The organism is Aegicerativicinus sediminis (assembly GCF_015476115.1).
GTDB classification, from domain to species: domain Bacteria; phylum Bacteroidota; class Bacteroidia; order Flavobacteriales; family Flavobacteriaceae; genus Aegicerativicinus; species Aegicerativicinus sediminis.
The window spans coordinates 188,273-213,689 of record NZ_CP064295.1 but is presented as its reverse complement, the minus strand read 5'-3'; the positions used below and the strand labels follow the sequence as shown (position 1 = coordinate 213,689).

General features: G+C 36.2%; 21 protein-coding genes. 5 read left to right on the top strand and 16 right to left on the bottom strand.

Going from position 1 to position 25,417, the window contains the following annotated elements:
• Nucleotides 1-8: 8 nt before the first annotated feature.
• From ISU00_RS00960 to ISU00_RS00950, 3 genes are read left to right on the top strand one after another with little or no spacing between them, the layout of a single operon-like run.
• Nucleotides 9-833 carry a rhomboid family intramembrane serine protease gene (locus tag ISU00_RS00960; RefSeq protein WP_394368526.1) on the top strand — a complete coding sequence of 275 codons (825 nt, stop codon included), beginning with the start codon at nt 9-11 and terminating at the stop codon, nt 831-833.
• A complete protein-coding gene (locus tag ISU00_RS00955) occupies nt 830-1,693 on the top strand; it encodes a rhomboid family protein (protein WP_228852172.1) in 864 nt (287 codons plus the stop codon). Before ISU00_RS00960 ends, ISU00_RS00955 begins: the two co-directional genes overlap by 4 nt.
• Nucleotides 1,694-1,697: 4 nt before the next feature.
• Nucleotides 1,698-2,714 (top strand): endonuclease/exonuclease/phosphatase family protein, encoded by a 1,017-nt coding sequence (locus ISU00_RS00950; protein ID WP_228852171.1) that lies wholly within the window; start codon nt 1,698-1,700, stop codon nt 2,712-2,714.
• 10 nt (nt 2,715-2,724) lie between these two features.
• On the opposite strand, the gene ISU00_RS00945 is transcribed toward ISU00_RS00950, so the two are convergent.
• The 12 genes from ISU00_RS00945 to ISU00_RS00890 all read right to left on the bottom strand — a co-directional run bounded on the left by ISU00_RS00945 (nt 2,725) and on the right by ISU00_RS00890 (nt 14,129).
• Nucleotides 2,725-3,030, bottom strand: coding sequence for a DUF6122 family protein (locus tag ISU00_RS00945; protein WP_228852170.1), 306 nt, complete (start codon nt 3,028-3,030; stop codon nt 2,725-2,727).
• A gap of 5 nt (nt 3,031-3,035) precedes the next feature.
• Nucleotides 3,036-3,653 carry a WbqC family protein gene (locus ISU00_RS00940; RefSeq protein ID WP_228852169.1) on the bottom strand — a complete coding sequence of 206 codons (618 nt, stop codon included), beginning with the start codon at nt 3,651-3,653 and terminating at the stop codon, nt 3,036-3,038.
• Between the two features lie 14 nt (nt 3,654-3,667).
• Nucleotides 3,668-5,242 carry a signal peptidase I gene (gene lepB / locus ISU00_RS00935; RefSeq protein WP_228852168.1) on the bottom strand — a complete coding sequence of 525 codons (1,575 nt, stop codon included), beginning with the start codon at nt 5,240-5,242 and terminating at the stop codon, nt 3,668-3,670.
• Between the two features lie 61 nt (nt 5,243-5,303).
• On the bottom strand, nt 5,304-6,005 hold the full coding sequence (dapB, locus tag ISU00_RS00930) for a 4-hydroxy-tetrahydrodipicolinate reductase (RefSeq protein ID WP_228852167.1): 702 nt from the start codon (nt 6,003-6,005) through the stop codon (nt 5,304-5,306).
• 1 nt (nt 6,006) lies between these two features.
• Complete coding sequence (locus tag ISU00_RS00925; protein WP_228852166.1) at nt 6,007-6,627, bottom strand: DUF5683 domain-containing protein; 621 nt, start codon at nt 6,625-6,627, stop codon at nt 6,007-6,009.
• The gene (locus ISU00_RS00920) at nt 6,614-7,516 is read right to left on the bottom strand and encodes a ParB/RepB/Spo0J family partition protein (protein WP_228852165.1); all 903 of its coding nucleotides are present in this window, start codon (nt 7,514-7,516) and stop codon (nt 6,614-6,616) included. Before ISU00_RS00920 ends, ISU00_RS00925 begins: the two co-directional genes overlap by 14 nt.
• Nucleotides 7,516-8,283 carry a ParA family protein gene (locus ISU00_RS00915; RefSeq protein WP_228852164.1) on the bottom strand — a complete coding sequence of 256 codons (768 nt, stop codon included), beginning with the start codon at nt 8,281-8,283 and terminating at the stop codon, nt 7,516-7,518. The genes ISU00_RS00920 and ISU00_RS00915 overlap by 1 nt, the downstream gene beginning before the upstream one ends.
• 193 nt (nt 8,284-8,476) lie before the next feature.
• The gene (gene scpA, locus ISU00_RS00910) at nt 8,477-10,600 is read right to left on the bottom strand and encodes a methylmalonyl-CoA mutase (protein ID WP_228852163.1); all 2,124 of its coding nucleotides are present in this window, start codon (nt 10,598-10,600) and stop codon (nt 8,477-8,479) included.
• Complete coding sequence (locus ISU00_RS00905; RefSeq protein WP_228852162.1) at nt 10,601-11,971, bottom strand: methylmalonyl-CoA mutase family protein; 1,371 nt, start codon at nt 11,969-11,971, stop codon at nt 10,601-10,603.
• A complete protein-coding gene (locus ISU00_RS00900; protein ID WP_228852161.1) occupies nt 11,964-12,275 on the bottom strand; it encodes an FtsB family cell division protein in 312 nt (103 codons plus the stop codon). Before ISU00_RS00900 ends, ISU00_RS00905 begins: the two co-directional genes overlap by 8 nt.
• Nucleotides 12,276-12,281: 6 nt before the next feature.
• Nucleotides 12,282-12,893 (bottom strand): uridine kinase, encoded by a 612-nt coding sequence (udk, locus tag ISU00_RS00895; protein WP_228852160.1) that lies wholly within the window; start codon nt 12,891-12,893, stop codon nt 12,282-12,284.
• 87 nt (nt 12,894-12,980) lie between these two features.
• Entirely contained in the window at nt 12,981-14,129 is a 1,149-nt protein-coding gene (locus ISU00_RS00890; protein ID WP_228852159.1) for a PQQ-dependent sugar dehydrogenase, read from the bottom strand.
• A gap of 251 nt (nt 14,130-14,380) precedes the next feature.
• Here ISU00_RS00890 and ISU00_RS00885 point away from each other — a divergent pair, with 251 nt between their 5' ends.
• Entirely contained in the window at nt 14,381-15,931 is a 1,551-nt protein-coding gene (locus ISU00_RS00885) for a glucuronyl esterase domain-containing protein (protein ID WP_228852158.1), read from the top strand.
• A gap of 58 nt (nt 15,932-15,989) precedes the next feature.
• Entirely contained in the window at nt 15,990-16,826 is an 837-nt protein-coding gene (locus ISU00_RS00880; RefSeq protein WP_228852157.1) for an alpha/beta hydrolase, read from the top strand.
• Nucleotides 16,827-16,866: 40 nt separating this feature from the next.
• Here the strand turns inward: ISU00_RS00880 and ISU00_RS00875 are convergent, their stop codons facing one another.
• From ISU00_RS00875 to ISU00_RS00860, 4 genes are all read right to left on the bottom strand, one after another.
• Nucleotides 16,867-19,875, bottom strand: coding sequence for a glycosyl hydrolase 115 family protein (locus ISU00_RS00875; protein WP_228852156.1), 3,009 nt, complete (start codon nt 19,873-19,875; stop codon nt 16,867-16,869).
• Between the two features lie 148 nt (nt 19,876-20,023).
• Entirely contained in the window at nt 20,024-22,315 is a 2,292-nt protein-coding gene (locus ISU00_RS00870; RefSeq protein ID WP_228852155.1) for a CRTAC1 family protein, read from the bottom strand.
• A 164-nt stretch (nt 22,316-22,479) separates the two neighbouring features.
• Nucleotides 22,480-23,214 carry an SDR family NAD(P)-dependent oxidoreductase gene (locus ISU00_RS00865; RefSeq protein WP_228852154.1) on the bottom strand — a complete coding sequence of 245 codons (735 nt, stop codon included), beginning with the start codon at nt 23,212-23,214 and terminating at the stop codon, nt 22,480-22,482.
• A gap of 22 nt (nt 23,215-23,236) precedes the next feature.
• Complete coding sequence (locus ISU00_RS00860; protein ID WP_228852153.1) at nt 23,237-25,402, bottom strand: alpha-glucuronidase family glycosyl hydrolase; 2,166 nt, start codon at nt 25,400-25,402, stop codon at nt 23,237-23,239.
• Nucleotides 25,403-25,417 lie beyond the last annotated feature (15 nt).

Sequence of the window (25,417 nt, the reverse complement as noted above, 5' to 3'; positions counted from 1 at the left end):
TTAGCAATATGATAAGAGGAATTACAGAAACCGTTAAACACTTATTGATTATTAATGTGCTAATGTTTATTGGCACCTTGGCCATTGGAAATGATTTGTTCTACAAATGGTTCGCTCTTTATGTGCCAATGAACGATAATTTTCAACCTTGGCAATTGTTTACCCATATGTTTATGCATGGAGGTTTCATGCATATTTTCTTTAATATGTTTGCCCTTTGGATGTTCGGTACTGCCGTAGAACAAAGATTTGGGGCTAAAAAATTTATATTTTTCTACATTTCTTGTGGGTTAGGAGCGGCCCTTGTAACAATAGGTGTATATTATTTCAAGATTTATCCGAATTTAATGGCTCTTCATGATGCCGGCCTCCCACAAGCATTTATTAAGGAAGCTGTTAATTTAAATATATTGGACGGTACTACATTTAAGGGCGAGATACTAGGTCAAAAACTTCAACCATTATTGCAAAAATATAGTGTGAATCCTGGTGTTATTACAGATACGTTATTTAGAGCATTATTTGAATTAAATTATAATACGGTAAGTACCATGGTAGGGGCTTCAGGTGCAATTATGGGTGTACTTGTTGCTTTTGGTATGTTGTATCCCGAGTCTCAATTGATGTTGATTTTCTTGCCTATTCCTATAAAAGCTAAGTACTTTATTCCGGGAATTATAATTTTAGATTTAATCTCTGCTGTAACAGGACAATCATTCTTTAGTCCTAGTAATACAGCCTATGCCGCACACGTAGGCGGGGCCTTGACAGGCTTTTTAATAATGTGGTATTGGAAGAAAACACAATTCAATAAAAATCGTTGGGATTTATGACCTCTTTGCAACAAGACCTTAAGGCCAAACTTAACAATCTCAATCCGTTAGAAACAATCATTTTAGTTAATTTGGCTGTCTTCGTTTTAGCTTTTTTTCTTAGGGCATTTGGTTTAAGTTGGTTACGTTGGTTTGAATTGCCAAAGGATTTTTTTGCCTACATTAAGCAACCCTGGTCCATTATTTCCTACGGATTTCTCCATTATGGATTTTTCCATTTGTTGTTTAATATGTTGGTTCTTTATTACTTATCTAGGATTACCATGAATTTGTTTAAAACCAAAATGACTCTAAATATTTATTTCTTGGGGATTATTTTTGGTGGACTGTCCTTTTTATTTATTTATAATGTGCTGCCTGAAGGTAGTTTACGGGCTGTAAATTCGCTAATTGGTGCTTCTGCGGGTGTAAGGGCATTGCTTATTTTTATTTGTGCCTACATGCCGCAGACAGAAATGCGTTTCTTTACATTTAACATAAAACTTTATTACATTGGTATAGCGGTTGTTTTAATAGACTTATTAGGTTTATTTTCTGCTAACCAAGGAGGATATATTGCTCACCTTGGAGGTAGTTTATTAGGATATATGTATGCTGTCCAATTGCAAAGAGGAAATGATATCGGTAAAGGTTTTGAACGTTTGATGGATTCAATAGCAACTCTATTCAAAAGAAAAGCACATTTAAAAACTGTTCATAAAAGCGGTAAAAGGAAATATGCTGGTAAGGATAAGCAAGAATTCAATCAGTTTACAAAACAGAAAAGGATAGATTTGATACTCGATAAAATTAGTAAAAGTGGTTATGAAAGTTTAACCAAGGAAGAAAAGGAATTCTTATTTAAGGCGGGAAAGGAATGACCATATGAGAGGCCTGAATTTTTTCGATAAGTTTGTTTTTATCTTGAATTCTATAGCGGCAGTATTACTGGCCGTTTCTTATTTGTTGCCTCATGTTCCTCCGGCTAAATTTTCGTTTGTTTCTATTCTTAGTTTAACCGTACCCTTTTTGATTCTCCTCAACTTCTTTTTTCTTATATATTGGATTATTAGGCTGAAAAAGCAGTTTTTGCTGTCACTATTGATGTTGTTATTAGGTTATAATTATGCCCTTTCGCTATACCAATTCGGAGGTGATAATGAAACTAATTCGACGGATGGTTTGAAAATCATGACCTATAATGTGCGACTGTTTAATGTTTTCAATTGGCTACCCGATGCAAATATTAAGGAGCACATATCTACTTTTATCAGTAAGGAAAATCCTGATATTCTATGTATGCAGGAATATCGTCCAAATTCATCATTAAGCCTAAAAGGCTATTCCAAATACGAAGAGTTATCTAGAGGGAAAATTAGAACTGGTCAAGCTATATATTCACGTTTTCCTATTGTAAATTCTGGTTCAATAGAATTTCCAAATACTGCCAATAATGCCATATATGCTGATATTGTTAAGGGAAAAGATACGGTAAGAGTTTATAATATTCATTTACAGTCCTTGCGTATAGATACGGCCAACCAGCCTATAACTGAGGAAACCTCTGAAAATTTATTACGTCGTGTTGCGGTGGCTTTTAGGCAGCAACAGAGCCAAATGGAATTGTTCCTGAAACATAAATCGTCAAGTAAGCATAAGTTAATAATCTGTGGAGACTTCAATAACACTGCTTATTCTTATGTATACAGAAATATAAGGGAAGGCTTAAATGATGCTTTCGTGGAAGCTGGTATAGGGTTTGGACGCACCTTTAAATTTGATTTATTTCCAATGCGGATAGATTTCATTTTAACCGACCCGAAGTTCGAAGTAGAGAACTTTAAATCTTACCAAGAAGAATTCTCGGATCACTATCCCATCTCAACAAATATCAGGTTATAACTTTAATTTTCTAGAGGAGGCAATCCAAAGTATCTGCAAGAATATGTATGACAAGTCCGATTCCTAATATTCTCGTCGGTTTTAAAAGTGCAAGAAAAATATATATGCCAATTGCCCAATAGGTGTGTAATGGATGAAAATTTATACTACATCGTTCAGGATCAAAAAAAGGTGTGGCGAGAAAATGGTCTAGATCTATTGAAAATGCCAAGAGCATTATTAAGTACGCTTTAACCCAAATACTCTTAAAAAACTTTATAGAGATTATTAAAGGCAGCAAAAAGTGAATACCATAATGAACCAGTTGATCAACCAAACTATTTAAAGGTTTTGTTGTTTGAGATAATTTTGGGTATTAGGTCCTTCATTGAATAGTAAATCTAAAATAGAAAGGTTAGTTGCGAAACCATGTTTTTCCGAAAATACTTGAGTATAAGGATCAAAATTAAAAATGGGTTCCTTCTTTGCTTTTATCAAATACCTGAAATCTTTTGCTTCCGTATATTGGTCAAGAAATTCAACAGTTTCTTTCCAAATTAAATTCAAATTTAATAGTGTATTGAGCTTTTCCAGGCATTTCAAATTGAATTCATATAACAAATCAAATTTCAATTCATAAAGCTCAATTAAATCGTCTTTATAAAATTCAAAAAATGGGGAAGCGTTGTAAGAGGTTTCAATCGATCTCCAATGGCTCACTTGCCAATTTTCAGAATTTTTGATCTTCACATCACGGTAATAGGATCTGTTTTTTTGACTGTGTATTACAGGTATTGTAAGATTTAATATGCCATTTGGCCCAAGAATTTTTGTCCGATTTCTATACGTTTGTTTTGTATAATGATCCCAATGTTCAAGCAGGAAATACTCATCCCTCAGTACGGCTGTTAAATGGGATATATTCGGAAAATAAGGTAAATGTATAAGTGAAGCTGCCATGTTATAACTTGAAGTTATTTGGCCGATTTCTTCCTTTTTCGAATTTTACTATAGACAAACCAAATAGCTATCAACAATAAAAATGGAGTAAAATAACTCACAGGTTGACCACTTCCACCCACAGTGGTAAAGAATCTATCCCATCTTGGATTTTTTAATCCATCCCAGCTCATCCAAATGAAGACTGGTTTACCAACTACATGATCGAAAGGCACAAATCCCCAAGCCCTAGAATCAAGGGAATTATGGCGATTGTCTCCCATCATCCAATAGTAGTCGTCTTCGAAGGTATAGGTCTTACTTTCTTTACCATCTACATAAATAGCACCCTCACGGCTTTCAACGGTATGCCCTTCATATTCGGTAATAACCCTTTTGTAAAGCGGCAAGACTTCAGGAGTTAATTTTATACTAGTTCCTTTTTTAGGAATATATAAAGGTCCAAAGAAATCATTGTTCCAATTATAATTTTCATTTTTTGGGAAAATACCACCATCCCGTTCTCCTTCAACAGCCTTAATAGGCGTTATGCTTTGTACATTAGGGTTGTTTTTCAAACGTGCAACTGCCTCATCGGTTATAGCAGCAAAAGCATAGGTATTGTTATTATTAATAATATAGAAAGGGTCAGTAATTTCATACTGATCTTTCATTTGCTGTGGGCTAAACTGGAATGATTTAGGTTGTACGTAATATGAAAACTGAAGTTTTGCCCTTTCTGGTAACACATTCTGTTTCCCATTTATAAATACATAACCATTTCTAACTTCTAAGCTATCTCCAGGTAGACCAACGGCCCGTTTTACCAAATTGGTCTTCTTATCTATTGGCTTAGCATAATATCTATCGGCCGGCTTGTACATATTATATAATGTATCAGCCGGTTGATTGAAAACTACAATATCATTCCTTTTAATAGATTGAAATCCAGGGATTCGTATGTAAGGAAGCTGAAGTTTATTCATCCAAGAATCACTGTTCTTTTCATCACTAAATAGATAGGACTTGGTATTTAAAACCGGAATGGTATCATGTACCATAGGGGCCGCAACGGTTGTCATTGGTATTCGGGCACCATAGTTGACTTTGCTGACGAATAGAAAATCCCCTACTAATAATGTTTTTTCTAAGGAAGAAGTAGGAATTGTAAACGGTTGTATGATATAGGTATGTACGATAGTTGCAGCAACGATTGCGAATAGAATTGAACTTACCCAATCACCAGAACTACTTTTAGGATTAATATCCCTTTCTTTTATATAAGAAATATCTGCTACATAATTGAGGTAAAAGCTATAGAAACCTAAGGTGAGCACTGCTAGGACGGTATCTTTATAGGAGTTTTTGCCAAAACTTCGCGCAATTTCCACCCATACTACAGGGAACATAATCAAGTTTACAATTGGAACGAATAATAAAATAACCCACCACCATGGTCGGTTTATTATTTTCATTAGGATTATTGCATTATAAACCGGTACAAAAGCTTCCCAAGCCTTTCTTCCTGCCTTAACATATAATTTCCAAGTAGCTAATCCGTGAAGAATTTGGATTATCAAGAAAAAAATAAACCATTGAGTTAACGTCATGTCCCTATTTTAAATCTTTAATTTCGAAAAATATTTAATTGTGTTCCTTAATTAGAACATATTAACCAAGGTTTAACACATCACGCATGTTAAACACTCCTTTTTTATCTAATATCCATTCCGCGGCAATTACTGCGCCTAAAGCGAAACCCGCACGACTATGAGCAATATGTTCAATTTTAATGGTATCAACCTCAGAGTTATAACTTACAATATGTGTACCTGGAACGTCTGGCAGACGCTTGGCTATAATTCCCAATTGATTACCCTTTGGTTGATCTAATGTCCAAGAATCGTAGTTTGAGTTTTCTATAATTCCATTGGCTAATGATATTGCGGTACCGCTAGGGGCATCCAATTTTTGAGTATGATGGATTTCCTCAATATCTGCAGCATACTCATCTAAATCGGACATCATTTTTGCAAGGAGTTCATTCATTTTAAAAACGATATTTACACCCAAACTAAAATTTGAAGCGTATAAAAAAGCTCCTCCATTTTCATTGCATAGTTCTACTGCCTTAGGATAATCATCTAACCACCCTGTAGTTCCGCAAATAACCGGAGTGCCATTTTCCAAACAGGTTTTAATGTTGCTAAAAGCTGTTGTTGGCATACTAAAATCGATTGCGACATCTACATTAGATAAATCAAGTAGATCATCATCCTTATCCACTTTTAGGGTAATTTCGTGGCCTCTTTTAACCGCAATGCCTTCAATGGTTTTACCCATTTTTCCATATCCTAATAAACCTATTTTCATTCTAAAATTTAAAACTTAAACTTAACCCTACGTCAGAGGATTTTTCCAACTCATTATATTTAATATGTGGTCGAACAGCTAAATTTTCATCCACATTGTATTGCAATAAGTGCGCATCAACATTTGCATCTATAATATTCAACGCATATAGCCCTAGTGTTACCATAAGGGATATATCCTTATTGCGTCTAACAGATTTCTGCGCTCTTCTAAGGGCTTCTTCGGAAATACGCGGTGTCACCAATGGATTTCCGTCATCATCAACACCCCAATATTCATCATCAGTATATCCTGCCAATCGCCTTTTATAAGCATCCCTATATTTATTCAATAATTTATTGTTGTAACTAAATACGGCCACACCAGTACCTATTGCACCCCAAACAATTGGAATTTTCCAATATCGACCGTTGTATGCTTGGCCTAGTCCAGGTAAAACGGCGGAATAAAAAGCTGCCCTGGACGGTGATAATGGATCCATTGGTTTCCTTTTAACGGAATCCTCAACCCTAACAGGTATCTCTTCAATCGCAACTGTTATTGAATCGTTTTCTTCTTGCGCAAAGGAACAAAATTGAATAAGAAGTAGAAAGGCTATATTTAAAAACCTAGTCTTTGGCACCTTTAACCAATTTTCTTAGCCTTTTGAAATCTTCTTCTGAATGGAAGGGTATAGTAATACTGCCCTTACCATTTTTAGAAACCTTTACTTTCACTTTATGGCCAAAAAAGTATGAAAAATCTTTAGAACCAGTCTCAATGAAATCTGGTGTCGGTTCATTTTTAGCAGTTGAGCCAGAAGTTGAATTCTGGTATTTCTTTACAATTGCTTCTGTATCTCTTACAGAAAGTTTTTTGGTAAGGATCTGCTCGTAAATATTAAGTTGGTCTTCAGTGTCTTCAATAGATATTAATGCTCTACCATGGCCCATGGTAATAAATCCATCCCTCATTCCGGTTTGAATGATAGGGTCTAATTTTAATAGCCTTAAATAATTGGTTATGGTAGATCGTTTCTTGCCAACCCGCTCACTCATCTGTTCTTGGGTTAGATTTATCTCTTCAATTAATCGCTGGTAGGATAGCGCAATTTCAATGGGATCAAGATCTTGGCGTTGTATATTTTCAACCAATGCCATTTCCAAAGATTCTTGGTCATTAGCTATACGGACATAAGCCGGAATAGAGTCGAGTCCAATTAGCTTAGAAGCCCGAAACCTTCGCTCACCAGAAACCAATTGAAATTTATTAAAGCCTAACTTTCGAACCGTAATTGGTTGAATTACACCTAATTCGCGAATAGAAGATGCCAATTCGCGTAGGGTTTCTTCATTAAAATTTGTTCTTGGTTGAAAAGGATTTATTTCAATACTCTGTATAGGCAACTCAACAATATTTCCAATAACCTTGTCCGCATTGGTATCGTTGACAGAATTTATATCTGTATTAGGATCTTTAAGCAAGGCCGATAACCCTCTTCCCAAAGCTTGTTTCTTTGTTGCCTTTGCCATTATTTTTCGTTTAATTCTATAATTTCCTTAGCCAAACTTAAGTAATTAGAGGCACCTTTACTACTTACGTCATAATTAATGATGCTTTCCCCAAAACTTGGCGCTTCACCTAAACGAACATTTCTCTGAATAATTGTTTTAAATACCATATCACTAAAGTGCTTTTGCACCTCCTCTACAACTTGGTTAGATAACCTTAGCCTAGAGTCGTACATGGTTAGTAGCATACCTTCTATATCCAATGCCTTGTTATGGATTTTCTGTACGCTTTTGATGGTATTCAAAAGTTTACCCAATCCTTCAAGTGCAAAATATTCACATTGAATTGGGATTAGCACCGAATCTGAAGCCGTTAAGGCATTCAGTGTAAGTAATCCTAGCGAAGGAGCACAATCGATAATAATATAATCGTAGTCGTCCTTAATTGAAGCAACAGAATCCCGCATCATATATTCCCTATTGTCCTTATCGACTAATTCAATTTCTATTGCTACTAAATCAATATGAGAGGGAATGATATCAACATTAGGAGAATCTGTTTTTAGAATACAGTCTGCTGCAGAAGCTGTATGCTCCAAAAGTTGGTACGTGCCAATTTCAATACTTTCCGTATCTAGGCCTAAACCAGATGTTGCATTGGCCTGAGGATCGGCATCGATCAATAACACTTTCTTTTCTAAAACTCCAAGGGAAGCTGCCAAATTAACCGAAGTCGTCGTCTTACCTACACCACCTTTTTGATTGGCAATCGCAATGATTTTACCCATTAATCGTTTTTGAATTTAACGAGGTAAAAATACAATTATTTCATTGTTATTAAAATGCTAATTGTTAACAGATGGTCAACAATATGAATTGAATAATTATTCAGTGATTTTAATAAAGTGTTGTTTTTTAAAGTATTACCTTTTCTAGTAATTGGTTTGCAGGTTAAAGGTGAATTAAATTAAATTGCAATAACTAGTCGATAAGCATTTCTAGTATTGTGATTGCAGCTTCACTTATTTTGGTACCCGGTCCAAAAATGGCTAAAACACCAGCGTCCAGTAAAAACTGATAATCCTGTTTCGGTATAACCCCTCCGACAATTACCATTATGTCGTCTCTGCCGTAATTATGTAATTCCTTAATTACTTGAGGCACCAAAGTTTTATGGCCCGCAGCTAGAGAACTAATTCCTAGGATATGCACATCATTTTCAACTGCTTGTTTTGCAACCTCTTTTGGTGTTTGAAATAAGGGTCCGATATCTACATCAAAGCCTAAATCCGCATAACCAGTTGCAACAACTTTTGCACCACGGTCGTGTCCATCCTGACCCATTTTGGCAATCATAATACGAGGTCTACGACCATCTTGTTCCGCAAATTTATCGGATAGCTCTCTGGCCTTTATAAATGATTGGTCGTTTTTAATTTCTTTACTATACACGCCTGTAAAAGATTGGGTTTTTGCCTTGTGCCGTCCATACACCTGTTCTAGGGCTGAACTTATTTCACCCAAGGTAGCTCTATTCCTGGCGGCCTCTATGGCTAAAACTAATAAATTTTCCTCATCATTTTCAGCAGCTTTAGTTAGTTTTTGTAAGCAGATCTTTACCTCAGCTTCATTTCTTTCCTTTTTAATTCTTTCTAAACGTTCAATTTGCTGCTTAAGAACTGTTTCATTGTCCACTTCCAAAATTTGGAGTGGGTCTTCCTTTTCTAATTGAAAAGCATTAACTCCAACAATTATGTCTTTACCAGAATCTATGCGTGCTTGCTTTTTGGCAGCAGCTTCTTCTATACGCATTTTTGGAATACCAGCTTCTATAGCTTTCGTCATACCCCCGAGCTCTTCAATTTCCTGAATAAGAATCCATGCCTTTTCTGCAATTTCATGAGTAAGGCTCTCGACATAATAGCTGCCTGCCCAAGGATCAACAGTCCTTGTAATTTGGGTTTCTTTTTGAAGGTATAATTGAGTGTTTCTGGCTATTCTTGCAGAAAAATCTGTAGGCAAGGCAATTGCTTCGTCTAAGGCATTCGTATGTAAACTTTGAGTTCCTCCGAATGCGGCTGCTGCAGCTTCTATACAGGTCCTAGCCACATTGTTAAACGGATCTTGTGCCGTAAGACTCCATCCGCTAGTTTGACAATGGGTTCTCAGGGCCATCGACTTTGGATTTTTCGGATTAAATTGTTTTATGATTTTTGCCCACAACATTCTAGCTGCTCTCATTTTAGCAATCTCCATAAAGTGATTCATTCCAATAGCCCAAAAAAAAGAAAGTCTAGGTGCAAAAGTATCGATATCCATACCCGCCTCTATTCCTTTCCTAACATATTCAAGTCCATCAGCCAAGGTGTAAGCCAATTCAATATCACAAGTTGCCCCTGCCTCCTGCATATGATATCCGGAAATACTGATGCTGTTAAATTTGGGCATATACTTACTTGTATATTCGAAAATGTCTGAAATTATTTTAATTGAATGTGTAGGAGGGTAGATATAGGTGTTGCGGACCATGAATTCCTTCAAGATATCATTTTGAATCGTACCGCTAAGGGCCTCTATTGAAACACCTTGCTCTTCTGCAGCTACAATGTAAAATGCCATAATAGGCAAAACTGCCCCATTCATTGTCATGGAAACAGACATTTTATCAAGTGGTATGCCGTCAAAGAGAATTTTCATGTCTTCGACGGAATCTATTGCAACACCAGCTTTTCCAACATCACCAACAACACGAGGGTGGTCTGAATCGTATCCTCTATGAGTGGCCAAATCAAATGCCACGGAAAGACCTTTTTGGCCTGCTGCCAAATTACGTCTGTAAAACGCATTACTATCCTCTGCTGTAGAAAAACCTGCATATTGCCTTATGGTCCAAGGTCGTTGAACATACATGGTACTATAGGGGCCTCGTAAATAAGGAGGTATTCCGGCGGCAAAATTTAAATGACCTAAATCTTCAATATCCTTTGTAGAATAAAAACGTTTTAGATTAATTTCTTCTGAAGTAGGAATTAACCCTAGACTGTTTTTCGGGCCATCTAATGTTGATAATAACTCTAATCCTTGTATGTCTTTTCGTTCTGACATTTAGTGGGTCTCATTATTTTTTTCTTGCTGTAAACGTTCCTTCTCTATTTTTTCAGAAAGACGCTTTTCTACAATAGGTTCTATAAGAGTCTTTCTTTTCTCCTTAGTTCGAAAAGGAAAAAAATCAAGAGTGTCAACCATTCTATCCTTGGGGTTTGGTTGAAAATTACTCCCAACGGATAAAATTTTCTTATCATTAAATTCGGCTTGTTGTTCATTTGCAACCTCCTTTATTTTCTTTTGAATGGTTCCCTCTTTTAGTTGTTTTAAAAAACCGCCACTTTTTTCAATTTCCTTGAAAAGGGCTAAAGCTTTGGTCGCTAATTGATGTGTGAGCTGTTCGATATAATAAGTACCATCAGTAGCATTAGAAACGGCATCGAAATAACTCTCTTCCTTTAAAATAAGCAGCTGATTTTTTGCAAGTCGATCACCAAAATCATTTTCATAATGGTATAGTTTATCATATGGCAAGTTTTCTATTGTATCTGCACCACCTAACACTCCACTCATGCACTCAGTAGTTGTTCTAAGCATATTAGTATTGTAATCGTAAATTGTTTTGTTCCTTTTGCTAGGAACGACATGAATTATACATTCACAATTAGCCCAATTATATAAGGTTGCCAGACTATCCCATAACCATCTCAGTGCCCTAAGTTTGGCGATTTCAAAAAAGTAATTAGAACCCAAAGCAACTCTAAAATTGATTACTCCAGGACTTTTTTCCTCCATAATTCTATCACAATATTCTTTTGTATGAGCCATGGCATAAGCTAATTGTTGCACCAAATTGGCTCCGGCGTTTTGGTAGGTTTCAATATTGACCGATAATGCACCAAAAATTTTAAAGATATTTTTAAAATTATTAAAATCTGAATTTAGCGATTGGTGCCAATTACCCGTTTTAACCAAATGCGCGATAGGATCGAATTGCACTGAAAAGTTTCCGAGCTTTTCGTTGAGAGTCAATTTTGATGATGATTGTACTTCAAAAAAAATTGGAGTTTTACTTGGGATTTTGTTTAGCTCTTCAATTGAAAGGGCTTCATTGTCTCCATTTAGAATTATTCGAAAACTTTCGAAACCCTCTTCTATTTTGGCAAGAATAATGTCAGCATTAAACTTGGATTGAATAGTGATGGTTTTTTGAATCCGCCAATGTTTGGGATATTTTAATTTTGGTAAAATTATCTTTTGAAGATCTTCTTCATTGTAAAAAGGTTTTATGTGGATTCCTTCTGGACTTTCCCAAACCAAATTGTCACTGTAATCTTTACCTTTTAACTCAAATTGAATGTTCTGTTTCCATTGCTTAGCGGAAACTTCATCGAATTCTGCGAAGAGATTATGGTTCGTGTCTTCAATCATTGTCTAAACTATCTTCGTATTCAATGATGTAAATCTCCTCATTTTCCCTTTTCATGTAATATTTCTCTCGGGCCAATTTTTCAAGTCCTTCTTCCGTGCTCAATTCCTCAAGGGCCTTTTTATCCTTTTCTATTTCACGTTGATAATATTCTTTCTCCTCTTCCAAATCATCCATTTCAGAATTTAATTCATGGTGAATAAGAAATGAGTTGGCATCAAAAAATAGCATCCAAACTGCGAATGCAATCAAGACAATTACAAACAAGTTTTTGAAAGGTTTTAGGTGCTTCTTTTGAATTTTCATATCATTCTAAATTGAAAGTCTTTCGTTTATGATTGTTTTTACAATATCAACAGCCACATCATTATATTTATTGTTAGGAATAATGATATCGGCAAATTCCTTTGTTGGTTCAATAAATTGTTGGTGCATGGGTTTTAATGTATTTTGGTAGCGATTCAGCACTTCATCTATGTCTCGTCCTCTTTCTGAAATGTCCCTTTTCAATCGCCTAATTAAGCGTTCATCACTGTCCGCATGTACATAAATTTTGATGTCGAACATTTCCCTTAATTCGGGGTTGGTGAGTATCAAAATCCCCTCTACTATCATCACCTTCCTTGGATTAGTGATTATGGTATCGCCAGTTCTATTGTGTTCTACAAACGAATAAACAGGCTGCTGAATGGGTTTTCCTTCCCTAAGAATTTTTAAATGAGACTCTAGCAATTTGAAATCAATAGATCTTGGATGATCAAAATTTATTGCCACCCGTTCATCATAATTTAAATAAGAAGTATCCTTGTAATAAGAGTCCTGAGAAATTACACCAACTTCACCGTCTGGTAATTCGTGCAAAATTCTATTTACTACGGTAGTCTTTCCGCAACCGGTACCACCAGCAATTCCAATTATAAGCATTAACCTAAAAAGATGTATTTAGGCAAATGTAAAAATTTGTGAAAGATTTAGAATTGGCTTTTCTTAGATTAACCCAAGAGTTATTAACTACTCAGGTACTATTTTAACGATACCTACATTTTCAACGCCCACATAAATGTATCCATCAGGACCCTGTTCAATTGATCTGACCCTGCCAATAAGGTCTAATAGCTTTTCTTCACTAACAACTTTATCACCCTCAATTTTACAATGGGCCACATACTGAAATTTTAATGAACCAACCAATAGATCACCCTTCCAGCCAGGATATTTATCGCTGGTTATAAAAACCATTCCACTTGGTGCAATTGATGGTACCCAATAATGTATGGGCTGCTCCATGCCTTCTTTGGAGGTTTGATCCGTAATTTTGGTGCCATTATAATTAATGCCATAGGTAATAACAGGCCAGCCGTAATTAGCTCCCGGCTTTACTATATTTATTTCATCACCTCCTTGGGGACCATGTTCGTGTACCCAAACTTTCCCAGTAGTTGGGTTAACTACCATACCTTGTGGGTTTCTATGGCCATAGGAATAAATGGCTTTTTTGGCATTAGCATCATTGTAAAAAGGATTGTCTGTAGGTATAGTGCCATCTTCCATTAATCGATAAACTTTTCCACCGTCTCTAGTAATGTCTTGTGGATTTTCATCTCGGTTACCACGTTCACCAATTGTAAAGTACAGGTAGCCATCTTTGTCGAACACAATTCGAGAACCAAAATGCTGACCTTTAGTGGTATTCGGAGTTGCCTTATATAGGACTTTTTGTTCAGTTAATGCATTATTATTAAATTTTGCTTGCATCAATGCGGTATTTCCTCCTTCACCTTCGCCTTCTGAAGAAGAATAAGTTATATACAATAGTTTGTTTGTATTAAAATTGGGATGTAAATAGATATCAAGCAAGCCACCCTGACCTCTTTGGTATACCTCTGGCACGCCACTAACCTCTGTTTTTTGTCCGTCCTTAAAATGAATAAGTCGGCCGTCTTTTTCAGTTATCAACATAGAATTGTCGGGAAGAAATACAAAACCCCATGGAATTTGAAGATCAGAAACAACCTTCTCATAGGTTACCTTTAATGGCTTTGTTGGCTCTTCAGCAACAGCGACCTCAGGTTGTGTGTCTACTGAATCTTCACTGGAAGTTGATTCGCCACAATTTAAAAATAACAGTGCGCTTAAAACTAGGGGGTAATATTTAATCATGTTTGATAGTTTATTGCTTTAAAGGTAAGTTTTAGAAACTATTTTTCTAATTCATCCTAATTTTATTAAAATAACTTTAACGCTTTTCAATACATATTAAACTATTCGATTCAAATCCATACTTTACTTGTCATTAATCTTTTGGTAATCACGATTAATTTAGAACAATCGGTTGCGGAATTATTCGTAATTTCACAATAACTTGAGTTATTCATGCAACTATATTTTAGATAATTAAATAATCAAACTTAATGGGTGTCATTAAAGATTTCAAAACAGAAAGCATTGTGGTTAATATTGTAACATTGCTAGCCTTCACCTTTTTATCATTTTCTCAATCAAACCTATCCGACCCCTTATGCCTAGATGCCTCACGGGATAAGGAACAAATGAAACAACTTTTAGGCATAACAGAGCTTAGGCCTGGGAAAAATGGTAATGCTGAAGCAAAAGAGAATCCTGCAAATTATGAAATAGCTCTCGCAACACCATTTACTGAACTTCCTGAATTAATGGAAACCAAAAATGGAAGAATGGTGCAAACAATTGAGGATTGGGAAAAGGTAAGACGTCCGGAGATTGTAGATGATTTTGAAAAAGAAGTTTATGGTGAAATACCTAAAAATGTACCGGATGTAACTTGGGAAGTCGTTTTTGAAGAGCGGGAACTAATTGGTTGGACACCGGTAACAGTTAAGAAGCTAATCGGAAAGGTTGATAATCGCTCCTATCCTATTATTGATGTTAATATCGCGATGGTTGTGGTAACGCCTGCAAATGTCAAAGGAAAGGTGCCTCTTTTAATGATGTACGGACCTGCCGAGGTTCCTGCGCCTAATCAACCCAGAAAAAATGAGTTTGAATACCTAAATCAAGTTCTTCTTAATGAATTGAGAAAAGATCCCAAGGCGGCTAAAATATTAGACGAATATCCGGCTTATTCTCCATTAATGCGACCTTCAAATTACAATAATTTTGGTTTTTATAGGTTTTCAGAAAATGAATTGGTTAGAGAAAGAGACCTAATAAATGCTGGTTGGGGTTATGCTAAACTCGATACAAATTCAATACAACCAGATAATGGAGAATCTTTGACATGTACTGGGGTAATAGCTCTAACGAACAAAGGAAAAACTAGAACACCTAAGCAATGGGGTGCTTTGAGAGCATGGGCTTGGGGAGCTTCAAGGGGACTTGATTACCTCGAAACAGATCCAAGGGTTGATGCTACAAAGGTTGGAATCGAAGGAGTTTCTAGATATGGAAAAGCGGCTCTAGTTACCATGGCATTTGATCAACGCTTTGCCGTTGGATTAATAGGTTCCTCAGGTAAAGGGGGGACAACCTTGCATCGCAGAAATTTTGGCGAGGCAGTTGAGAATTTAACTGGGGGATTCTACTATTGGATGGCTGGTAATTATCTTAAATATGGAGCTGAAAAAGGAAAATTAGGTAAACTGGATGCATCTAATTTACCTGTAGATAGCCATCAATTGATAGCTCTTTGTGCCCCTCGTCCGGTTTTTATTAGTTATGGTATACCTGAGCAAGGAGATGCTCATTGGTTAGATCACCAAGGAAGTTATATGGCCGCGGTTGCTGCTCAACCTATCTATAGGCTTTATGGGAAAAAAGCTTTGGGGGTTTCCGATGATTATATGAACGAACAAATGCCCGATGTAAAAGTTGGTTTGCTCGATGGTGCATTGGCCTGGAGACAGCATGATGGAGGTCATACTGATACCCCTAACATTAAATATTTTGTTGAATGGGCTGATAATCAGTTAAAGGTGAAAAACTAAAACTTAGAGGTTCTATTACAATTGAAAATCAACTGAAAACTTATAATCGATATAACCAATGAAGTTTTTAAAATTTGTCATTCTATCCATTTTATTTTTAGGAATTAATAACCTAAAAGCACAAACTAATAGACCTTTGCCGCCAAAAGGATTTGATGAGGTGAGAAGTGACATTATCCATGGGAAAATAGATTCAATAAGTTATGAGTCCAAAACAGTTGGTACAACCAGAAAAGCCATGGTTTATTTGCCGCCCAATTATGGCCCTTCTTCAACATATCCAGTTCTCTATCTGTTACACGGTATTGGTGGGGATGAAATGGCGTGGTTGCGAAATGGGAAATCTCAAGAAATATTAGATAATCTTTATGCAGAAAACAAATTGGCACCTATGATTGTAGTTATGCCGAATGGTAGAGCCATGAAAGATGATAGGGCTGTTGGCGATGTTTTTGACAGTATTAAGGTGCAAGCATTCACCACATTTGAAAAAGATTTATTGAATGACCTAATTCCGCATATAGAGAAAACCTATCCCGTTTTAAAAGATAGACAACATAGGGCTATTGCCGGACTTTCAATGGGAGGAGGCCAATCTTTAAATTTTGGTCTAGGTAATTTGGAACATTTTGCTTGGATTGGAGGTTTTTCGTCTGCCCCTAACACAAAAGTTCCCGAAGAATTGTTGCCTAATCCAGAAACCGCTAGAGAACAAATCAATCTATTATGGATTTCTTGTGGTCTAGATGATCGATTAATGAATTTTAGCAATCGTACTCATATGTACATGTTAGAGCATAAAGTTCCTCATATCTTTTATGTTGAAGAAGGTGGACACAATTTTAATGTCTGGAAAAACGATTTGTACCTCTTTTCTCAACTTATATTTAATTAGAGAAATTTATGTTTTGAAATGGCAAATTTGTATGGACCTGCTATTTTTTAGGTTCTATATACATACTGGTTGGAGGTCCTAAATAACTATCTTTTAGACCTCCAGCATCCACAATAAATTTTTGGAAAACTACACCAGGGTCAATCATAAAAATTTTGAGGGTATGGGTGCCGGCTTCAATGTTTTCAAATTTTGTTTTTTTAACTCTCACACGATCAGTAACAGATTTATTCCACCATTCAGGATATTCCCAATCTGGCACTGAATCACCTTCATGAATATTAACAATTTGTGGCGTTTGACCATCAATGGAAATGGCAAATTTCAATCCATCCTCTTTTTTAAAATTGAGTGTTGGGGAAAGTAGAGAATGGACTTCAATATCAGCCTTAGATTGAAGGGTGAAAACATAATCTAGTCGAGGAGAAGATCCAGTCGGTAATTGGGCATTTGCATTTGCTGGTTCAACAGTAATGGAAGAATTTGTTCTGCCCATATTCGGGATAGTTGTCCAACTTATCCCACTAGATTCTTTTTTGCTAGAAAATTTAGCCGCATCTATTGAAACAACCCCATTACTTTCAATATAACCAGAGGCAGAATTGAATGTTGTATTGATTGGCACTTCAATTTCGTAATCACGTCCATCACCGGATAAAGTTATTTTGCCTGATGTATCCTCTTTAGAAACTTTAGACCAATCTATGCCAACTGTAATTTTTTCTTCAAATTTTAGGGTGCCTGAGGGTTTAGAGATGTTTATCCAGTCTTTATCTGTTTTCAAAGTGTATTCCAATGGATTGGTACCAGTATTGAAAAGATCAATTTCGTAAGTCTGATTATTAACTTTGTCGAACGAATTGAATTTATTAGAAAACAACCCTCCACCAAACCATCGGTTTCTACTTACTCCATTTTCCAAAATATATCCCAATCCTGCTTCAGAAGGTAGACGAACATAGGATATTTCAGGCATTTTTTCAATTCTGGGCTCATTCCAACTTGTGTAACCAATGTATTTTTGGTCCATAAAGTGATTCCATTTTCCGCCTGCTAGGGATTTATTGTAATAATCGGTTAATTCTTTATCCTTCTTAAACTTTTCTATAACTAAATCGGCATAATGGTTTGTGGAAGCTCGTCCCTGCATGGCGTAAAGGCTATTTTTGCCTGCTGCAACGTACATTTCATTCAAATTTTTAAGAACCTCAATAGGAAAGTGAACAATTTGATAATATGCCGATTTTGATGTTTCAGGCAGTTTACTGTAGATATTTTCGCTTCTCTGGAAAAGTTCGCTATATTCTTTTAGTATAGTTTCTGCCTCATTATAGTTGGTGAGACTGTAAGTGTTTGGTTTTAGCATTTCAGGAGTTCTCCTTGCTGAATATTTAGTTGAAAGAGCGAGTATGTCTGCAACTTCATTAGCTAAATTTTCTCCAAATTGTTGTGCTGCCCAAGTTCTGTAGTAGTTAGGAAGTTCTTTTGCCTCCATTTTGGCATTCCATGCAAAATCTAAAAAGAAGTCGATTGGTAATTCCATAGGTTTAATATCGCCAACATTAACTAACCATAAATCTTGAATCCCCCATTCATAAGCCAAATTCATTTGTTCCCAAACCTTCTCTATTTGCGTTACGTTCAGCCAGCGATAGGAAACTGGTCCTCCAACGAAATCGAAATGATAATATAATCCATAGCCTCCTTCATGATTTAGATCTTCCTTTTTTGGTACAATCCTTATATTACCCCAATTATCATCACAAAAGAGTACCAAAATATCGTCGTCAACACGTAAACCTTTGTCATAATAATCTTGGACCTCTTTATAAATTGCCCAAACTTGTGGTGTCTCCTTAGCGGGTTTTCCAGTAACTTCCTTTATTATTTTACGTTGGTCTGCAATTATCTCTTTCATAAGACCAACAGCCGTACTCTCACTCATAGCTTCATCTCCATCACCGCGCATACCCATGGTAACAACACTTTCATAATCGCCCATCCGTTCTATTCCTCCACGCCAGAACTCTTGAAGTTTCTCTTTATTCGTTTTATAATTCCAATCACCTCCATCGTAGCGGCTCCATTCTTCATGATAACGCATCATGGGTTCATGATGTGAAGTAGAAATTACAATGCCATATTCATCCGCCAATCTGAGATTTTCTGGATCATCAGTAGAGAAGACCCTAGGACGCCACATGGCTGGCCATAAATAGTTACCCTTGTTCCTTAAAATAAGTTCAAAGACTTTTTCATAGAATTCATGGTTAAAATCACCAAATTTTTCATAAACCCAACCGGTCAAAGCAGGGGCCTCATCATTTATGAAAATCCCACGGTATTTCACGCTTGGTTCACCAAGTGTATGGACTCCTTTTTTAACATAGATGTTTTCCCGCATTTTTACCGGTACATCAGCCCACCAATACCATGGAGAAACTCCCATTTGCTCTGAGAGCTCAAGCATTCCGAAAATGGTACCTCTTTTATCACTACCGGCGATTACCAAACCATTTTTCACACCTTCCATTGGATTCTTTACTGGAACAATTAAGAATTTTTCCCATTTTCCCTCTAATTGCTTAACGTCGATCTTTCCCTGGGAAATTAGATTCTTTATAATTGGACTTCTGTCGATAGACCCTACAATAATTAAATTGTTTAAAGATGTTGGTTTATTAATTAAAGCAGCAGACTTACCGCTTACTCTACTTAAGTCTTCTTGAAAAAACTTTCCTACTCTTTGGACACCCCCATAATCCGATTCACTGATTAATATGGGTGTTGGATTGCCATTTTCAACAACAGGGAAATGACCTGACTTCTTTTCGGTGGTAACAAACAAACCACGAGCAAAGGGGTCGGTGGTTTTAATTACATGAACTTTTTCGAAAGATTCACTTCCTTTAGCTTGAAAAGCGCTCGTAAAAGATGTGGAAATTAAAAAGAGGATTGAACCAAAAATTAGCTGAGAAAAACTATAGTAGTGACTTCCTATTATTGTTAGTACTGTGGTGACAGATTTTGACGGAATCTTATAATTCATTAGACCTTAGTTATTAATGAGAATGAAAACCCTAAGATACGTATAATTTCACTTTACACAATCGATTGCTTAAATTTCAAAAGTAATGTTTTGCACTAATTGATTTAATGGAATATATCTGGTGGATGAATTTCTTTATCCCGTGTGTTTATTGATGAATGTGGGTATGGTCTATTTTAGAGAAAGGTCTTGTCTTTAGGGTCATTTCGGTAATTCCATTGCCTTCTATAATTTTATAATTTTTATTGATTGAAACATTTTCAAAAATCGAGGTTTTCTTTGAAAAATGTGGCCAGCTAATTTGAAGCTTTTTAATTATGGTAGCCTTTCCCAATCCAATTTCTGCCAATAAGCTATTACCGCCAAAACTGGCATCGGTACCCACAGAATGGTAAATATTTCGTTCCTTTCCATTTTCCTCAATAGTGACCATTATTTTTGCCCCGATGGCGGAACGATTACTTTTGGTACCTTCTAATTTAATATTTACCCAATTGTTCTTGTTTCCGATAGGGTTTTCAAACAATAAATTTCTGTAGATATCACCTTCGTAGGCCCCACCCATTACAGCATAGATGTCTTGATCGCCATCTAAATCTAAATCCCCAAACCCAATGGCATGACCTTTTTGGATATGCCCAAATCCGCCACTATAAGTTATATCTTCGAACCTTTTGCCTCCCACATTATGATACATTCTATTTGGTACAATAGAAAAATAATCAGGATCTCCAGTTGAAAGATAAAAATCAAGATAGCCGTCATTGTCTAAATCGCCATAATTGCATCCCATAGTTGCAATTGGTTCATTTAACTGTGCCTTAAGTGAAATTTCTTCAAATTTACCATTACCTAAATTTTTGTAGAGTAGTGGACGATTATTAGTGTATTTATGCTTAATATTTTCAACCATTAATTGAGCAGGAAGTTTTTCTACAGTTGAGTAGCCAGAAACGAATATATCTTCAAATCCATCGTTGTCGAAATCGAACATCCATGTTGGAAAGCTGTTAATGGGTTGTGTAACTTTTGCCTCAACGCCAATACTTTTAAAGACTGGTTTATCGGTATCGGTTGTGATGTTTTGAAATAATAAATTTTCATTGGAATAATCCGAGAGATATAAATCAGGGTATAGGTCATTATTAATATCGCCACTTGCAACACCTTTAAAAAATCCTTTTGCCTTGAGTCCAGTTTGTTGGGCGATATCGATGAAACTACCATCGCCTTTATTCAAAAATAATTCACAATAGCTATTGTTGATAGGAGACCATTCATTACCAATAAAAAGATCTATCCAACCATCTAAATTAATATCGAACCAAACTGCTGTTTGTGTTGGGTGTTGGGAAAAAATGCCAGATGATATGGTGACATCTGTAAAAGTACCGTCTCCGTTGTTTTTCATAAGAGAATTTGGAATCCCTTTTGGTCCGGATAACCAGGCACCTCTCAAAATAATGAAATCCAAAAACCCATCGTTATTAAAGTCCGCATGCCGCAGATTTAATCCACCGGTAACACCCTTTAAACCAGCCTCCAAGGTTTTGTCATCAAAACCACCATTTCGATTATTTTCGTAATAATGAATTTGATCATTGTACCCCCACGAAGAAGCCATAATATCAATATAACCATCACCATTAAAATCATCTACAATTGTTCCGCCTGCCATCTGATTGGCATCTACGCCAACTGACATGGCAATATCCTTAAATTTCGGAAAGGCTGCAGATTGATTGAAATAGCCCTCCGGAATTTTATATTCATTGGGGACTTCATGTGGGTACTTTCCAAGAGCCATATACGCAATATTCAATAAATATTGACACTCGTAATCATTTGAATTAACTTCAAGTAAGTCGTTAAGCATGGTTATAGACTTTTCGGCACCTTCCTTATTCAAATGTTGTCCTTTCGTACTTAAAGGAATAATACACGAATCTTCGTTATGGTTGTTGAGACAATTTTCCTGTTCCGCTTTACGCATATAGGCAATGGCCAATTGTTTTTTTATGATATAAATTACCTCATTTTTGGAAGGTACTTCCGAGCTTATTACAGTGTTTAAAACCTCATTGAAAATAGAAATAGCTTCTTCCGTTCTACCGGTATTAAGCAATTCTATTGCATAAGTGAAAAGTAAATTTGTCCTGCTTTTGCCTTGAAGCTGTTGTAGTTCTTTTTCAATCATGGCAACCTTCTCGCTATTAAGCACATATAGGGCCGTTCTTAAATCAATCTCCTCGACCGCATCTTTAACACGCTGAATCATTTCCAGAGTTTGGGCATCTGGTTCTCCATTATCTTTTGCCTTACTAACTTCAATTACATTGGTTTCAGTTTTTTTATTTTCTTGTGAGCAATTGAATAGTAAGAATAATCCCAATAAAAAAGCGAATACGAATAGCACAAATCGTTGAATTATTGAAGGCATAAATTGGTTTTTGAATTTAAATGCACTGTGAATGGGAACTATTATTACGTATCCCAATTCAATTTAGAAAAATAGGTAATTATACTGATTAACTATTATTACCAGGTTTTCTTCTAACCAATAAAGGATTAATAATCAAATAATTATCTAAATGAATGATTTGACTAAAAACCTATACTATTACCACCATCAACAGGTAAAATGGTACCGGTGACAAATTTTGCGGCAGGAGAGGAGAAATAATATACTGTTTCTGCGATATCCTCAGGAAGGCCTAACTTGCCCATAGGAGTCCGCATCATAACACGGTTCATTCTGTCTGGATCATCACTTAGTGCCTTGGATGACATATCTGTTTTGATAAAACCTGGAGCAACACAATTCACTCGAATATTGTATTGTGCCACTTCCACTGCCATTGCGCGTGTCATAGATTCAATGGCACCCTTACTAGCCGAATATGCAATAACTTTGGGTAATCCATATTGTGATGCCATGGAACTTATGTTTACAATACTTCCTCCATTATTGTCCTTCATATTTTTAATAACCTCTCTACTTACCGTAAAAACACTGGCTACATTTGTATGAATTATTGAAGCAAAATCTTTGTCAGTTACTTCGGTTATCACCTTTTTTTGGTTGATACCGGCATTATTAACCAAAACATCAATACTTCCGTGTTTGGAAATCTCTTCGATTAGATTTGGAATTTCATCCAATTCATTGAGGTCAAATATATAGGGTATTGCTAAATCTCCTAGTTCTTTGCACGCATTTTCAGTTTTCTCTTTATTGCGACCAATAACGTGGACTTTACAACCTTCAGAAACAAACTTTTTTGCAGTTGCATAACCTAGACCTGCATTACCTCCTGTAATTATTACTGATTTACTCATGTTTATTTTTAGATTGGATTTTTTACCATTGAGGCCTAATGCCAGGGGCGTAAGGAAACTTCAACGTTTTATAATATTCTAATGAATGTTTGGGTGGTTCTACTCCCAAAGGATATTTTTTCTTTGCAAATGAATTAAAATAACTTAAGCACGCGTCTTTCCACCACTTAGCTTCGGCTAATTGAATGTCTAACATCATACTTACCTCTTTGTGAATAGTGGGGTCTATGTCATTTCTTAACCCACTCCAACTATTCTTCATATCAATTACTTCGTTAACACCCTCCTGATATTTTAATGCTAGATTGTCCCAAAGTGTTTTCCCATTATTTAAATTGTAATCCCATGGAACGTGGTGGAACCATAAGAGGTATTTTTCGGGGATAGTTTTAATATTCCCATATTCTTTCTGAATGGCAGGAGAATATTGTTCTAAAGCATTACTTCCTGTTTTTGTACGGTCAAAACCAACACCCTCAGAATCAGCTTGATGATAATAGACGGGATTCCAATCTGGGCGACCAAGATTGTCGACCCATGGCCCAGGCCCATAATGATGGCTAGTTGCAAATATGTGGTGTAAGCCAAGAGGATCCATATAATTTACTACAGCTTCTCTGGATTCCATCATAATTTCTGTAATTGAATCAATAGCTTTTGAATTTCTAGTTAGGGTTAAGGCAATCCATTCTCGAGCAATGTCTTCCGCTTTAAGTTCATGATTCCAGGAGAGACGCCCATACCCATACCAATTTGCTTGAAGGAAATGATGCCCCGTCCAATTGCGATCCGTTCCAATATTGGAAACCCCTGCCATGCCTGTCATCTTATAATTGAACAATTCACCATCAATAACTTTTGCCACGGTAGATCCTTTACCTTTTACATAGGTGTCTTCCTCTAGAACTTCCTCAAAAAGAGCAGGGAGGTATACCAAATGTGTTCCTTGACCCAAATATTCTTGGGTAATTTGGAATTCCATCATCAAAGGTGTATTAGGCATTGCACCGAACATGGGATGAAATGGTTCCCTTGGTTGGAAATCGATGGCTCCATTTTTAACTTGAATGATAACATTATCATCAAATTTGCCATCGTAGGGAACAAACTCAGAATAGGCCTGCTTAGCCCGATCTTCGTCATTATGTTCACTATAAACAAAGGCCCGCCACATTACAACTCCTTTGTGAGGTTTTACTGCTCTTGCCAACATATTAGCCCCATCCACGTGATTTCTGCCATAATTTTGGGGGCCAGGTTGCCCTTCTGAATTAGCTTTAATTAGAAAACCTCCAAAATCTGGAATTTCCGAATAAATTTCATCGGCTTTATTTTTCCACCAATCTACTACCTTCTGATTCAGTGGATCAGCCGTTTCTAGTCCGCCTATTTCTATTGGAGCCGAAAACCTTGCGGTTAAATAGACCTTAATGCCATAAGGCCTAAATAAATCTGCTAGTGCCTTTACTTTTTGTAAATATGGCTCAGTTAAAATCAATGCATTGGAATTAACATTGGTAAGAACAGTTCCATTTATTCCAATTGATGCATTTGCTCGTGCATAATCAATATAGCGTTGGTCGATATAGTCAGGAAGCGTATGCCAGTTCCAAATTGAAAAACCTGAATAACCGCGTTCCACAGTACGGTCCAGGTTATCCCAGTGGTTAAGTAATCTTAAATCTATTTTCGGTGAGGAAACTATTTCTAATCCATCTATAGAGTTACCAAGTTGCAATTGCTTAATAAATTCAAAAGTTCCGTAAAGAACTCCTATATCGCTATTTGAAGTAATGACAATTTCCTTGTTTCCGGTTGATTTTTGAATGATAATAAATGCCTCCGGATTATTTGGTAATCGGTTAGAGATTAAATTTTTCAACTCCGAAGGAAGTAGTTCGTAGTTTCCAATTACTAATTGGTTATTAGATAAATTTTGATTGAATTGAAAATTGCATAATCCCTTACTTGCCTTGGTTAACTCATCCTCTATAATTTCCATTGTCTTAGAGTCTCCAATAATCCGAGAATTATTGAGGTAATTTCCGTAATCTGAACATATACTTGCATCTAAGGGGCGGTTGTAGTTTAACCATAATTCATAACCGTCATCGCCTAATGCAACATTAAAACAAATAAGTAATAAAAAAGCACAAACTAATTTCGCTTTACAGCATAAAATTGACATATAAACCTAGTAAGG